Raw genomic sequence first — 15475 nt, forward strand, 5'->3', positions numbered from 1 at the left:
CTTGCGCAACGCAGGCACTGCCCGGGCCGGCTTCAACTGGCGGGGCTGGTACACCGTCTTCGTCTGTGTCGTGCTCTATCTCCTGTCATCGGTCGACCGGCAAATCATCAATCTGCTGGTCGAGCCGATCCAGGCCGAGTTCCGAGTGGGCGACTTCGAGATCGGACTCCTGATCGGGCCGGCATTCGGCTTGTGCTATGCCTTGGCCACGTTCCCGCTCGCTTGGCTCGCCGATCGCATGTCGCGCCGGTTGCTCATCTTCTGCTGCGTGCTGGTCTGGGCAAGCGCCGCCTGCACCAGCGGTTTGGCGCGCGATTTCCATGAGCTTTTCGCCGCTCGCATCATTGTAGGCATCGGAGAAGCGGCGCTGCTGCCTACATCCTACGTCCTGATCGCCGGACGGTTCGAGCGCAACCGCCTTGCCCTGCCCCTGTCGATCCTCACCCTTGGGGCGGTCGGCGGGCTAAGCGTCGCCATGGGCCTGGGCGCGTGGCTATTGCAAGTCGGTGACCGGATCGCTTTCCCCGTGCTGGGCCAGCTGCCGCCTTGGCGTGCCGCTTTCGTACTAAGTGGTGCGCCCGGCTTCCTGCTGGCATTCCTCATACTCACCGTCGCACGGGAGGAAAGACACGCCGCGCTAGGCTCCGATCATCCAGATGTGCACGGCTTGTGGCGCTTCATCCGCAAGAACCGGGCAATCATCGTCGCGCTGCTGGTCGGCTTCGGATTGCTCCAAGTGGTGAGCGGCGCGATCGTGGGCTGGTTCCCGACCCACCTGATCCGGACCTACGGATGGACTGCGAGCCAGGCCGGCGCCACCTTGGCGATGACCACGCTTGTGGTGGCATCGCTGGGCAAGCTGATCGCCGGAATCTCAGTCGACTGGCTCTTCCGCCATGGCCGGAGCGATGCCCATTTCCGTTACGCAGTGGTGACGGCCGCCCTTGCCCTGCCGTTCCTGGTGGGCGCAACGATTGCGCCCACGCCGATGATCGCGGTGGCGCTTATCGCGTTCTACTTCATCGGCCCTTACTCCAGCGTGGGTTACGGATCGGCGTTCGTGCAGCTGTTCTCGCCGGTGGTGCTGCGTGGCCGTGTCTCCGGGCTCTACCTTCTGGTGTGCAACCTGTTCGCGATGGCGGGACCTGTCGTGGTCGGCGCGATGACGGACCGGGTCTTTGCGGACAAGAGCAAGCTTGGCACGTCGCTGGGGATCGTCACGAGCGTAGCGATGCTGCTGGCGATCGCCTTTCTAGCCTTCGCGATGCCGCGCGTGCGTGCGGCTCTTCGCGAGGCACACTGATCATGCATGGGGAAGATTATATGGCAGGACCACTCGCAGGCATTCGCGTGGTTGAACTTGGACGCTTCGTTGCGGCGCCTTGGTGCGGGCAGATGCTAGCCGATCTGGGCGCGGAGGTGATCAAGGTAGAGCAGCCCGGACAGGGCGATCAGATCCGACAGTACGGCCCCCCGTTCGTCGGCGAGCCCTATCCCGCCGAGGGTTTGACCTCCTCGTATTTCGCCTGCTGCAACCGGGGCAAACGCTCGGTGGAAATCGACCTTGCGACTGCAGAAGGCCAGGAACAGGTCAAGGCCTTGGCGCGAGGGGCCGATGCCCTGCTAGAAAACTTCAAGGCTGGTCACTTGCGGCGCTTCGGGCTGCACGAAGAGGCCATCCGCGCCGTCGCCCCACAGATCATCTATCTGTCCATCTCCGGCTTCGGCCAGAGCGGCCCGTACAGCGATCGGCCCGGGCTGGACAGCGTGTTCCAGGCGATGGGCGGGCTGATGTCGGTGACGGGGGAGCCGGGCGCGCCGCCCACCAAGATCGGCGTCACCATCGTCGACCTGATCACCGGGCTCTATGGAGCGATCGCCGTCCTGGCGGCGCTCCGGGCGCGGGAAATGGGAGGGGCGGGTGGGCAATCGATCGACTTGGCCCTGCTGGACGTGGCGATCGCGGCCATGTCGCATAGGGCGCAGGACTACCTCCTCACCGGCGACGTCCCGCGTGCCAGTGGCACCGCCACTGTGGGTTCTACGCCGGCGCAGGTGTTTAGGGCGGCGGATGGCTGGATCAATATCCAGGCAGGGGACGACCGCAACTTCAAGCGGCTTTGCGAAGTGATCGGGCGCGAGGATCTGGCGGACGACCCCCGGTATGCCAGGCGGCTGGAGCGGTGGAAGAACCGCGCCGAGTTCCTGCCCGAGATCGAAGACGCATTGGCCGGGCGCGAGGTGCGCTCGCTCTATGAACAACTGACGCGCAAGGGCCTCGTGTGTTCTCCCATCTACACGCTGGACCAGACCTTTTCCGATCCCCACGTGATCCACCGGGACGTCCTGCGCACCATCGAGCACCCGCGCGGTACGATCCGCAGCGTAAGAAACCCAATACGGTTTTCGAAAAGCCATATCCAGGACGAGCGCCCCTCTCCCATGCTAGGCGAGGGCAATCGAGAGTTGCTGAGGTAATGCCACGCCCCCGCAAGATCATTGTCGTCGATCGATAGCAGTTCAGGCATGCCACGATCCATTGGGACGGACACCAGCCGATCGCTGATATCCGCAGGCCAACCGTGCAACACGTTGTTCGCCGTGGATTTAACTTGGAGTCATGGCCTGGCTGGCCCCGGTCGATCCCCTCTGACCCGGCAATACAAGCTGTTGCCTTAACGACTAAGATAAGAAACTATGGGCAATTAATTGAAGTCGGGATCAACATTGGCACGAGGAGAGTGGCGTTACCCATCCAGCAGCCCTCCCTCGGACCTGCGCTGCGCGGCTGCAGCACTGACCTTGACCCTGGCCTGATGGTAAGCGGTATTCTTACGCCCCGGCGATCCACGGCATGAGCTCGGCCAAGCGGTTGGCCGGGTGGCCGTTGGCGAGAGCGTGGAGGGTTTCTCCCCCAGTGGTAGGCGGGCGTACTTCGGCGACCGGCGATCCTGATGCCTGTCCTTCTCGCGATGGTCGTCACCTGGTACCAGCCATACATCGCGTATGGTTTCCAACGACATGCCTTGCCCGTTGTCTTCGACCCTTATCCATGGAGAGGCCGTGCCAAGGTCGCCCAATTTGACCTCAACCTTGCTTGCATCGGCATCATAGGCGATCTTCACAAGCTCGAAGACAGCCAGTTTGGATGATCCGATAAGCTGATCGCCGAGCAGCTGAAGAAGGCGGGCTCTCGGCTTGAAAGCTTGGCTCAGCTTCCTGTCAGCTGGGATGACGACATCGGCAGGGGAAACCTCGTTCGCTTTGGCAATGTAGATTTTGTCCCGATGTTGGGGTCGGTACATTGAACGGACCCAGATATACGGTAAGCGCCGGCAGGCCCGCTTAGGTGTCGCAAATTACCTGTCTGTCGCACGGTCGTGATTACGACCAGGGTTTCCGCATAGTCGACCGCTGAATGTCACGACTTGGTGGATTCCGGCCCGACCGCTTTCGGGCGAGGCAGTACGGATTGCTGCCGTTCAGTGGCGCTGGTGAAGGCCTATCGACAACCCTACAACAGGCATTCTCGTAGGCTTTGCCAGAGCGACAGGGTTTGTCGCCTACGGTCGAAACCGAGCGAAGTTTTCGGGAAGGGATTCTAATCAACGCACGACAATCATGTGGTCTGCGTCAGGCACTGATGTTCATTCATGCGTATCTTCGTCGGACACATGATTATGTGCGGCGAAGGAAGGTGCGGTGGTTTAAGTAAGCAGATAAGAGGCACAGTCGAAGGATCGAACAAATGGACCTCAAACCGAGCGGACAGACCGCATTGGTAACTGGTGGCGCCGGAGGTATCGGTGGTGCAATTGTCGAAGCTCTAGCCGAGGAAGGCTGCAACGTCGCATTTTGTTCGCGCTCAGAAGAAAGCGTCGCGCGTAGAAGGGAATCTTTATTAAAATATCCTGTAACCGTGATTGGGCGAGCGTTAAATGTGCTTGATGGCAATGCAATCGACAACTGGCTTGCTGAATTAGGGTCTGTCGACATATTTATACCGACTGTTAGTGCAATTAGCGCTGATATTGAAGAAACTCTCTCTACCGATATTGAGACGACAATTCTGTGGACTGAGAAAATAATACCTTACTTACGCCAATCATCTCATGGAGCAATTACGTATATCGGCTCTCTGGGAACTCAATTTGCCATGCCCACAAACAAGGCTTACGGCCTCGCTAAAGCTGGAATGGTTCATTACATGAAATCGCTCAGCCGGGAGCTTGCCTCACAAGGTACTCGGGTCAACTTGGTTTCCCCTGGCTATATTGAGATCGAGGGGGGCACTTGGTCTAACTGGAGAAAAAGTCATTCAGAAATCTATCAGGCAGCGGTAAAAAATAACCCGTTCGGCCGCTTGGGCACCGGGGAAGAGATCGGGAAGGTCGTCGCGTTTATATCGAGTCCGGTCGCCAGCTTCGTCAGTGGTGCGGACTGGTTCGTTGACGGAGCAACGTCTCTTAACTGTCTAGCATGAAAGTCGCCCATCTCGCAGCACCGTAAAACAGGGGGATTTCCGCACGGAAAGCAGGTGTTTGTTGGTTACTGGGAACGGCAGCTAACAGGGATGCTCTTCAGTCGCGCCAATGACCGGGTTTGAGGCGGAAGCTGTCATTTGCAGCTCGATGGGCGAACGGCGGATGTTGGTCGCCTGCTGCCGGAAGCGGAACGCCGGATCGTGGGACTTTCCTGCCGTTCGCGCGCCCATCGCCAAAGGTCGGCTTCTCACGAGAGCTGACATTCACAAGCGGGGCTATCCCGATTTGGAGGCGTAAGCGCAGCTTCGTCCCGACCTTGCCGGCATGATCGGCAGAGGTGACACACAGCTCATAGGGTCCGAGTGCGAGCATCATTGATGTGGCTCAGCGATCGTCTTCGGATAGAAGTCATTTCCGGCCGCCGCGCGCAGCACCATGCACTCCACGAGCTTGCATGCAATGTCATAGCTTCCACCCCAGGAGGCCTATATCTATGTTCTTGCCCAACCGCTGAAAGTGCCAACTCCGGTTTCCATGTCGATGCGAAAGGTGTCACCATTCATCCTGCTCGCATACGCCAATCCATTCGCCTGCCATACGTTCACGAACGGCTCGGTCGTTGGTATGGTCGGGTCGAACTCGTGCGTCCTTCCCTCGGTCGTACCTCGCTCCGGATCAATCTGCCACGCAGCGATGCCGGCTTGATCGAACAAAAAAACCTCACGCCCGAGGATTTCGTCGTAGGTCACACCTGCGCTTGGAAACGAGACAAAGACCACCAATTGACTGCCGTCTTCGAGCGCCAGACGCGCGGCAATCTCGTATGCGTTAAGGGAGGGGTGCAAAGACACGACTGTCACTCTCCTCCTACACGCGGCAGGGCTTTGCTGGGATCCAGCGGGATCGGTGTTCCGAAGCTATCTCGGGCTAGATACTTGCCGCCATTCACCTGGAACTGCGATAACGGCGTGAGCGAGCCGTCGCGCATTCGTGAGCATCTTCTCGACTTGCTCTAAGCGACGGCGCGTAAGATATTCAAATCCAGACACCCATCTGACTTTATGATTGTTCTGCCCCGAAGTCACGGAGAAAGTGCGATATCTATTTGTTTAATCAGATTTTTTATGCGCTTCCTCGTCGAAAGTGCGACACTTGCATCAGTAGCTGCGGGCGCAATGTGGTAACGCAACGACATAAGTATTTCAGTTGACGTAGAGCCTTCGCTTACGTCCTTTCGAAGAAGCGAAGCTAACGGCTCTTGTGATTGGTTCTCGAGTTCACATGCGATATTCTCTGCTTCATCGTAGAAGTCGTAGCTCATAAATTCACCTATTTTCCGCCGAAATATTTCATAGTGACGCCATTTGAAGGAACCACCACCTCGATTCCACCTCCTCTGTTTGCGCCAACGGGCGGAGCAGGGCGTGTGATAAATGGCTGCCCTGGCTTCAACGTCGCGGTTTCGATGAAGTCGGCACCCGCGATGTTGGCGGCGGGAATGCCGTATTTGTCGGCATATCCCGGCGACAGGGGATACTCCAGAGACCAGAACTGGGCGTCGGCACCCTCGCTCCTCCCCATCTTGCCAATGCGGTAGAGTGTAGCGCCCCCTTCAACTCGGGCTCGCATGGCTATCGCATCAGCCTGCAGGCTCTGGACGGCCGGGCCGTACGGAGTGGCGACGTCCGGCGCGATGGCACGCGCTGCACGTAGCGCAGAGGCTGCATCGAGCGAAGCGGCAACTCGGGTCGCGGCTGCACTCGTTCCTTTCGCAACAGCCGCATCAACGGCAGCGACGGCGACGTCGCCCGTCGTGTTTCCGAGTGTCGTGGCCTTGCTAGTGACGCTCGAGGCCGCGAAGCGATCCACCGCACCACCGGCCCGGCGCAGATATTCAGCGGCGCTTGTATCGTCGAGCAGCACATTGTCGATGCCTTGCACTGCCCCTTGAGCGGCGTTTCCACTTACGCGGGCCGGGTCGGTGAGATAGTCACCAATGAGCTGCACCTGTCCGAGTAGACCAACCGCGGTGCGCTCGGTCGCCGCGGCATTGTAGTATTCCTTGAACAAATAGGTCTGCACCAGCGCTTCAGGCACGCCGTTACGGCGCATATCGGCGGCTTGCGCATCGGCCGCCTGCCGCGCGCTTGTTGCTGTCTGCGCGGCATTCGTCATCCCGCGCACCAACGCCTCGTCGAAGCTGCCCTTGCGTTCGCCAACCCGGTCGGACACGTTGGCGAGGTACAAGTCCGCAATCTGATCGTCGCTGAGGAAGGTTGACAGGATGCCGCCGGAGATCCGGCCGACCACGTTGTCGCCGCGCCCGGAGGCGAGGTCGGCGCGCACTTGCGTCAGCACTGCCTGCGACTGGCCGGCCAGCTTTTCCGCCATGACCGGATCGTTCTGGCTCAGCGCTTCGACCAGGCGATCGTTTAACGCCCGGTTGTTAGACGCTGTGCGCACCTTGTTATTGGCGACATCGACCCAGGCGTTGAACGCGGCGAGTTCGACCGGATCGGAGACCTTGCAGCTGGAACTGGCCGCGCAATCGATGATCTTTTGGAGCCGCTCGGCACGGGCCTGGTCGGTGCTTCCGAGCGCTTCGTATTTGCCGCGGAAGAAGCCGTTGACGCTCGCCAGCTGGGCGGGCGTGAACGGCGTCACGCCGCCCTTCACGTAATTGCGCCCGTTCGCCGAGTTATTCTCGGTCTCGATCTGCGCCGCCAGAGTCGCGGCGGGAGAGGCAGCGCCCAGTGCCTCGCCAAGACCGGTGACGATGGTCGCCACGAGCGCGCTGCGGGCCTCCTGCTGATCGATCGTCAGCGGCTTGCCGTCAGGCCCGACCGTGGCGCTGGCGCCGCTCTGCAGCAGGTTGTTGAGCACGACGCTGGCCGCCGCACCGGTCGCGGCGCTGCCGCAACCTCCGGAACCACCCGCCACGCTGCCCGCACACCCGACCACCGCCTGCAACGCGGCGCGAGTCACCTCGCGGTCGCGCGGATTAGCGATGAGGTCGACTTGGTCCTTCACTGCTGTTGCCGCCAGGCCCTGCAGCACGTTGACCGCGCTGGCCTGCACTAATCCGCCGAGTGAGCCGGTGACGCCGCTGCCCGCCGCGCCATTGAGAGCGGTCGCGATCAACCGGGCAGAGCTGCCAGCGCCGTAGGTATCGCGCAATGCGTCGGCACGCTGGGTCAGGCGGGCGGCTTCGGCCGGATCGTCGGTTCGCCGTGCCTGATCGCGCAGAATCTGCTCCTCGGTCGCGCGGTTGGCGAAAAAGGTTCCGGTCTGGTTGGCAAGCTGCGTCGCGGCAGCGAAGCCCAGCGCGATCTCCTCGCGCTTTTCGGCGTCGTACTGCTGGATGAGCGCGCCGGCATTCGCGCCGGCGGTATCGCGGCTGATCGTGGCGGCAAGATCGCGACTGGCCGCATCGCCCGAGGTGATGGCAATCGTTCCGGGCGCGATCGCCGAGGACGTGGTGCCGGATTGGCTACCCTTGGCATTGAGCGCCAGAGGCGGCGTCGCGCTGATAGTGCCGATCCCGGTGCGAAGGCCCGGCAGCTGGCTGCCCGGCGTGCGATCGGTGCCGGCAGTGGCGAGACCATCGTTGTTCTTGCCGATGCCGCCGATGCCGCCGCCCAGCGTGGTGCTGTTGGCGCGGTAGCTTTCGGTATTGGCGATATCCGATGCGGTCAGCGTACCGGTGCTCAGGCGGTTGCGCTCAGCCCCCGCTTCGCTGGCTATCACTCCGCCGACGAGGTTGGTGTTGCCCGCGACGTTGATGTCGTATCCGCCCGATCCTGCGAAGATGCCCGATTGTTCGCGCACACTGGCGTATTCACCGTTCTGACGGCTGTTGTTAAGGTTCCCGCCGATCGACCCGCCACCTGCGGTGCTGAGCGACAGCCCGAGGTTGCGCTGGCGCTCAGCATAAGCGGCGCGATCCTTCTCGCTGATGATGGCGAGGCTGCCGGCATCGACCGAGACGCGGTTGCCGCTGACTTGCGCGCCTTGCAGCGTGAGCGCGTCCGGCGTGGCGATCCGCACCTGATTGCCGGCGCTAAGCAGGCTTTCGGTCTGACGCACGTCGGTGCCGCTGGCGCTGCCCTTGCCGAGGTTGAGCGAGGCCGAGGGGGTGATGCCGCCGTTCAGGCCGATCTGCACGCCGACCGAGACGCCTGACGACTTGTTCGCTTGCGCCAGCGTGTCGATCTCCGTGCCCGAGCGCAGCGTGATCGCGCCCGGTGCCAGCAGCGTCAGGTCGCGCTGGGCGACCACTTCGCTGCCCTGCACTGTGATGGTCGAGGCTGGCCCCGCCCCACGCGCGGCGATCACGACATCTTGCCCAGCGACGCGGCTCGCCAGGTTGGTCTGGTCGGTAGTGCTGGAGGTCGACTTGCTGGAAGATACGCCGAAACTGACGCCCACTGACGTCAGATTGCGCGCGGTGTCCGCCACGTTGGCCCCGCCGACGCTCAATGCATCGGCGGCATTATAGGCGGCAAGACCGCCGGCCAGGCCTGCGACGGCGGTGGTGCGGGCATTGGTCTTGCCACTGCCCAGCACCCGGGCGCTGTCGCGCACGCCGGAAAGTCCGCTAAGCACCGGGTTCTGGACGCCGACGGACAGCCCGATGCTGGACGATTTGCTGAGCGTGTCGGTCTGCACGGTATCAGTTTCGTTCTGCACGGTCACGCGCTCGCCCGTCAGGCGGGTCGTGCCGTTGCCGACTACTTGGCTGCCGGTCACGGTAAGGTCGCGGGTCGCATCGAGCGTCACGTCGCCCGCGGTCGAACCGATGAGCGATCCGGTGTTCGTCGTGCTGGAGGTGTTCACGTCGTTGCGGTTCTTGGCGACGCCCAGGAACAGGCCGCCGCCGCCGATCGACAAGCCGCTCTTCTTGACGCGGGTGGACTGCGCCTCGGTGTCCGTCGCGGTCAGCGTGCCGACGTCGATCGCGCCGCCTGATTGGATGCCGACGCCGTTGTTCGCCACCACGTTCGAGCTGGCGATGCGGGTGTCGCCCTGGCTGCGTAGCGCCACCGTGTCGCCCGCCAGCGTTGAGGCGACGACCCTCTGGTCGGTGCCGTCGTACGTGGTGGTCGTCTTGGTCGACGAGAGCAGCCCGCCCGACTTCTTCAGCGTATCGCGCTGCAGGCGGGTGCTGTCGACCACGCCGGTAACGGCGATGCTGCCGGCGTCGGCGGTGAGTGCCTTGCCGGCCGTCACTTCCGCGCCCGAAACCGTCAGCGCGCCGGGCGTGGCGATGCTGACGTTGCCGCCCGCGTTCAGCGTACTGAGCACGTTGGCCTGTTCGGTCTGCGTCTGCTTGAATTGGGTCTTGCCCTGGCGACCGATGGCGAAGGACGAGCCGGTGTCGGTCGCCGAACGGATCGCCACGTCCTGCCCACCCTGAATCGCAAGATCGCCGCCTGCCGCGACGTTCGCTCCGGTCACGGATACGCTGCGGCCGGCGAGGAGGTTGACGTTGCCGCTGGCCGATAGATCGGTGCCGCGATTGATGGTGGTGGTCGCCAGCGAGACCTGCTGGTCTGAGCGGCCCGCATAGTAGCGGGTGGCGACGGTGCGGGCGGTGTCCACCGGCGCCAGCGTCAGGTCGCGGCCGGCCGACAGCGTGAGATCGCCGGCGGTGATTGCACCGCCGCGGTCGGTCAGGTCACCCGAGGCCGCGACGACGGCACGTTTGCCGAGGTCGAGCCGGCCGGTGTTGGTGACGGTGCCGCCGACGATGGTGCTGCTCGCCGTCGCGCGCACGACGCCGGCGTTGGCGAAAGAGTCCGACGCGCGCAGTTGCAGGTCGCGGCCGGCGACGATCGCGCCGCCGCTGGTGAGATCGCCGGTCGCCGCCTTGGTCAGGTAGACGCGCGGGGCGAGCACCGTCTGCGGGCCGGACGGCGTCTGCACCGTGGTTTCCACCAACAGTACGATGTCGCTGGTCAACGTCGCCATCTGCGCGGGCGAAAGACCGACGCCGAGCGCCAGCTGGTACTGCTGCGCATACGTGGCGCCGGCATCGAGCAGTGCGCGGTATTGCGCCTGATTATCGCCATAGCCGGTCAGCCGCTGAGCGCCCACCAGCGCGACGAGCTGGTTGGAAATCAGCTGTTGCTCGTAGAGGCCGTCACCCAGGCGTCGCTGCACGCGGGTGGGATCGTAGCCTAGCCTATCAAGGAAATAGTCGCTCGACACGAAGTTTTGGTAATTGGAGAAGCGTGGATCGGCCTCGACGAGGAACAGCGAGGTACTGTCGGCGTATTTGAACAGGCCACCAAGGTCGAGCGTCGCGGCGCCTGCGCCGCCGCCAGCGCGGTCGTTCAGTGGGAGCACCGCGAAGCCGAACGAAGGGTCGATCGTGGTGCCGGCGATCGTGCCGGGCGCGGTGCCGGGGGCGGTCACAGCCGCCAGGCCGCCCGCCGCCAGCGCGGCGCCGGCGGAGACCGTGCCCGGCGTCGCACTTGTCGCGAAGATATCCGCGCTGCCGCCGCCGGGCGTCAACACGACGTTGTCGATTGTCTTCGCATCAATCGCCAGGGTGCCGCCTGCAGTGAGGGTGGACGCGATGGTGAAGGTCGCCACCGGGTTCACGGTGTTGAGCGGCGTGGTCGATTGAGTGTCCCAGCCACCGCAGAAGAACAGGAAGCAGTTGCGCTTCTGGTCCTCGATCGTGCCGGTTTGCGTGGTCGTGTTGTATCCGGTGAAGGCGGTGTTGCTGACCGTTGCCGCGCCCACGCTCAGGTTGCCGCTGGCGCTGATCGTGGAAATGTTGTTGGTCAGCCTGTCGGCGTCGATCGCGATGTTGCCACCAATGATCCGCGCCTCGCCGCTGTCGGCAGTGATTTGGGTGTCGGTAACGGTTTCGGTGTACTTGGTGAGGGTGCGGTGTTCGCGGTCGCGACGATCCGCATTTTCGACATACTGGCTGGACAGCAGTGCCTCTTCGGTCGTGAAACTGGCACGGTCATTGACCACGCGTGTTGCGCCGATAGCGATATCGCCCTGCGCCTGAATGTTGGCGGACAGGTTGGTGAGAGAGGCTGCGCGCCCCGTTCCATCCGCCCCGGTTACGGCGATGTTGCCCAAGCTGTAGAGCAGTGCGCCATCGTAATTGACGATGTCGCCTCCGCTCGAAAGCTGGAGCAGGCCGCCGCGTGTCGCGATCACTGCATTGCTGCCGGCATTGGTGATGCCGCCTGCGCCGAATAGCGCCGCCCGATCGGCGAAGATCGCGCCGCTATTGGCGATGCTGGCGCCGCGAAGCGTCACGTCGCCGCCGTTGATGAGGCCGGCGTTGTCCAGCGAGGTGCCGGCGGCGAGATTGATCGTGCCGGCGACGATGCTGCCGCTGGCCTGGTTGGCAATCGACCCGCCGGTGGTCACGCCCACGCTGCCGCCCTCGACGCGGCCTGCATTGGCGAAGCTGCCGCCGATGTTGAGGGTCAGCGCACCCGGCGTTGAGATCGTGTCGTCCGCCGCGTTGGAAAGGTCGCCAGTGATGCCCAGCGTCAGCGCATTAGGAGCGACCAGCTTGCCGGTGGTGCCCCCGCCCGAATTAACCTCGAGCAGGCGCCCGCCCGCCAGCGTGCCCGCGCCAGACCCGGTGCCGCCGTCCAGGGTGCCGGTGTTGAGCACCAGATCGCGACTGGCGGCGATGCTGCCGCGATTGGTCACCGTGCCAGATACCGAGATACGGCCATCCTGATCGGCCCACAGCTGGCCACCGGTGGCGTTGGCTAAGTTGATGGTAATCAGCGTCAAATCGGTGCCCGCCGCAAGCACGCCGGCCCCGTTGTCGAGCGTAGTGGCTGTCAGAGAGACCGCTCCGTCTCCGCCCAGCGTGCCGCCTGTGTTCTGCACCGTGGTCGCGATAAAGGTCGCGCCGCCCGGACCTGAGACCAGCAGTCCTGTGCGGTTGTCGATGGTCGCCGCCTTGGCGGTCAGCGCGCCGCCCGCGACCATCCGGCCGCCGGTGGTGACGATGCCCTCGCCTGCGTCGAGCGTCAGCGTGCCGGTGGACTGTACCGCACCGCCATTGCCCGTGGCGATGGAGCCGGCAGAAGTCAGCGACACGTTCGCCGCGTCGATGGTACCGCCGTTGAGGGACAGATCGCCGCTGCGCATGGTGGCGGTGATGCCGCCGCCCGCAGTCAGCCGCGCGCCGGTCGCAAGGTTGACCGATCCGGCGGCGATGGCAGCATCTGTGGCCGCGCCGATCAGCACGCCGCCATTGATCGCGCCGGTGACGTCCAGCGTCAGCTTCCCGGCCGCGCCCGCCGCGACCAGCGTGCCGCCGTCAAGCGAGGTTGCGCTGGCATCCAGGACACCGCTGGTCTCGATCGATCCGCCGGTATTGGTCACCGCGCCAGCACGCACCGTCAGGCCCGCTCCCGACGAGACTAGCCCGCTGCCGTTCTCGATTGCACCATTCAGGTTGAGCGCCGCCGAGCCCGCCGCGGTGATCCTTCCACTTCCGTTCGCCAGAGTGCCGGCGCTCAGCGCCAGCGTGCCGTTGGTGCCGATCGTACCCGAAGTGTTGTCGACCGCGCTCGCCCCGATCACTGTCAGGGCGCCATTGCCGAGATGGAGGATGGAGCCTGCGCGATTGTCGATACGCGCAGCGGATAGCGTCAGATTGCTACCCCGCCCGACGATGTCGCTGGTATGGCTGAGCGTTCCAGAGGCGCGCAGCGTCAGGTCGCCGGCGTTTTCCAGTGCCGCCGCGTCAGTCAGCGCGAGGTCACCTGCGGTCGCATCAAGCGTCAGACCCCCGAGCGCGGTGACGCGGGTGCCGATGAGGTCGATGGTAGTGCCGGAAAACGCCACGTCGCCATTGCCGCCCAAGCGGCTGCCGGTCGCGCTGAACGCGCCGGTGCTCGCGAGCGAGAGCCCGCCGCTGCCAAGCGCCAGCACGGTGGCCTTGTCGAGCGTGGCGAGGTTGGTCGTGATCGTCAGCGGTCCGCCCGCCTGGACCGTGCCACCCGAAGCGGTGAGAGAGCCGGCCCGCATAGCGATGCCTGCATCTGACGCGATGAGGCCGCTGGTAGAGAGATCGCCCGAAACGATGAGGCCCAGTCCCGCATCGGCGGCGATGGTGCCGGTGTTGCTCAGAGCCCCGGCGTTTACATCGATGCGTCCGGTGCTGGCGATCAGGCCGGCGTTGGTGAGGCCGCCACGGGTGACGATGGAGCCGCTGCCGCCGCTGACCTGCCCGGCGCTGCCAACCGTCAACGCATTGCTGCGCAGCGCCAGCGCCCCGCCGCTCTGGATCGCGCCGGCCGTGATGTTGGTGGTGGTACCCGCCGCAATATCGGCCGCCCCGCCGCTGGCGATCAGCGCATTGGCGGTGACGTCGATGCCGCCGCTGCTCAAAACCGTGAGCGCCTTGCCCGCCGTGACGCTGCCCTTCGCGCCCGAGACCGACAGGCTCGCGGCGGTCAGCGACACGTCGCCGTTGCCACCGATCTGCCCGTCGACGCCCGCGACCACGCCGCGCACGTCCACGGTGACCTTGCCATCGCCAAGACCCAGCACCGCGCCGCGCTCGTTCGCGAGGGCAGAGCCGGTGAGCGTCAGCGCGCCGCCGGACTGGATCGCGCCGCCCACGTTAGTAATTGCTCCGGTCCGAACATCGAGGGCGGTCTTTCCGTCGATCACGCCGCCGCTGTTGTCGAGCGCGTCCGAACGCGACGTGACGCTGCCACCGCTCAACAGTCCGGCGTTGCGGATGCTTGCCGCGTCCACCGCCAGACCATCGCGTGCGAGCACGCGGCCGGACAGGTTGGCGGTGCCGCCGGAGGTCAGCGCCGCGCTGCCGGCCTGCGCGATGCCGCCCGCGCGGTTGAGACCGGCGGCGAGGGTCCCGCTGCTGGTGATCGCGCCCGCAGACACCGTAAGATCGCCGCCGCTGCCGATCAGGCCGCCGCTGGTCAGCGTACCGGCCTTCAGCGTCGTCTTGCCCTCGGCATAGAGCTGACCGGCCACGTCGAGCGGACCGGTGGTCTCGATCACCGCGTCGGTCTTGGCGGTGACGATGCCGCCGATCGAGACCCGCCCGTCGGTAGAAAGGCTGATGCCTTGCTCGAGGCCCGCCAGCTCACCCGACACGTTGACGCCAAGGCCGGCCTCGGTGCCGATCAGGCGGATGGACTTGGCGTACATCCCGCCCAGCGCCGCTACGTCGAGACCGAACACTGGCTGATCCGCCGCCGCGGGATTGCGCTTGTCAGTCACCACCAGTTCGCCGTCGCGGGTGACATCGCCGGTGCCGAAGCTGGCGGTCACGCTATCGGCATAGATGCCCGCGTTGATCGTCACCGCACGCGCAAACAGCTCCAGCCGCGCGTTGGTGGCGTCCAGCCCGCGCCCGATGACGTTGAGCGCGCCGGTCGAAGTGCGAAATCCGCTGACCGCGCCATCCGTGAGCTGCGGCGCGCCCACCGCCAGCGTGATCCGCGGTGCATTGACGAAGCCGCACCCATCGCAGGTGATGCCGTAGGGATTGGCGAGAATCAGGTCGGCCGGCCGCCCGGCCACCTCGAGATAGCCCGCCATGCGCGACGGATTGGCAGACACCACCTCATTGATGATGAGGTTCGCCCCGCCACTGGCCTTCAACGCGGAATTGCCGTCGATGAAGCCAGCGAGGCGACTCTGCACGATCTTGTCGCTGTTGTTCAGCACCACGCCGCGTCCATCGACGTTGAAGGCGTCGTAGCGATTGTAGCTGGTGCCCCGAGCGTCGGGCGCCGCGATCTTGACAACCGGCACGCCGTTCGCGCCGTAGTCCAGCCGGGTGCCGCCGCCTTGCACCGGTACCACCGGGTTGGGAGCGGGGGCTGGCGCTTCTTGCGCCCATACCGTCAGCGGAGCGATCAGCAGAAGCGCGGCCAAGCCGGCTCCCTTGCTCACCGGCGACAGGGCTGTCGCTGCGCGAATGCGGCGGCGCGTGGCGATGAAGGGCAGCTGAGTCATGG

The 15475-nt window shown here is 64.4% G+C and carries 7 protein-coding genes; 3 read left to right on the forward strand and 4 right to left on the reverse strand.

What is annotated here, in order from left to right; genetic code table 11:
* Window position 1 precedes the first annotated feature (1 nt).
* Both GGR39_RS15625 and GGR39_RS15630 read left to right on the forward strand, forming a co-directional pair.
* Entirely contained in the window at window positions 2-1303 is a 1302-nt protein-coding gene (locus GGR39_RS15625; RefSeq protein ID WP_183618368.1) for an MFS transporter, read from the forward strand.
* A 20-nt stretch (window positions 1304-1323) separates the two neighbouring features.
* The gene (locus tag GGR39_RS15630) at window positions 1324-2478 is read left to right on the forward strand and encodes a CaiB/BaiF CoA transferase family protein (protein WP_183618370.1); all 1155 of its coding nucleotides are present in this window, start codon (window positions 1324-1326) and stop codon (window positions 2476-2478) included.
* Between the two features lie 269 nt (window positions 2479-2747).
* On the opposite strand, the gene GGR39_RS15635 is transcribed toward GGR39_RS15630, so the two are convergent.
* The gene (locus GGR39_RS15635) at window positions 2748-3305 is read right to left on the reverse strand and encodes an ATP-binding protein (RefSeq protein ID WP_183618372.1); all 558 of its coding nucleotides are present in this window, start codon (window positions 3303-3305) and stop codon (window positions 2748-2750) included.
* A 443-nt stretch (window positions 3306-3748) separates the two neighbouring features.
* Here GGR39_RS15635 and GGR39_RS15640 point away from each other — a divergent pair, with 443 nt between their 5' ends.
* Window positions 3749-4483: an SDR family NAD(P)-dependent oxidoreductase gene (locus GGR39_RS15640; RefSeq protein WP_183618374.1), complete on the forward strand. Its 735-nt coding sequence runs from the start codon at window positions 3749-3751 to the stop codon at window positions 4481-4483.
* Window positions 4484-4975: 492 nt separating this feature from the next.
* Here the strand turns inward: GGR39_RS15640 and GGR39_RS15645 are convergent, their stop codons facing one another.
* The 3 genes from GGR39_RS15645 to GGR39_RS15655 form a co-directional block, all read right to left on the reverse strand.
* On the reverse strand, window positions 4976-5335 hold the full coding sequence (locus tag GGR39_RS15645) for a hypothetical protein (protein ID WP_183618376.1): 360 nt from the start codon (window positions 5333-5335) through the stop codon (window positions 4976-4978).
* Between the two features lie 230 nt (window positions 5336-5565).
* Window positions 5566-5805, reverse strand: a complete 240-nt coding sequence (locus GGR39_RS15650; RefSeq protein ID WP_183618378.1) for a hypothetical protein — start codon at window positions 5803-5805, stop codon at window positions 5566-5568.
* Between the two features lie 8 nt (window positions 5806-5813).
* A complete protein-coding gene (locus tag GGR39_RS15655) occupies window positions 5814-15473 on the reverse strand; it encodes a two-partner secretion domain-containing protein (protein ID WP_183618380.1) in 9660 nt (3219 codons plus the stop codon).
* Window positions 15474-15475 lie beyond the last annotated feature (2 nt).

The organism is Novosphingobium fluoreni (genome assembly GCF_014196615.1).
Lineage (GTDB): Bacteria > Pseudomonadota > Alphaproteobacteria > Sphingomonadales > Sphingomonadaceae > Novosphingobium > Novosphingobium fluoreni.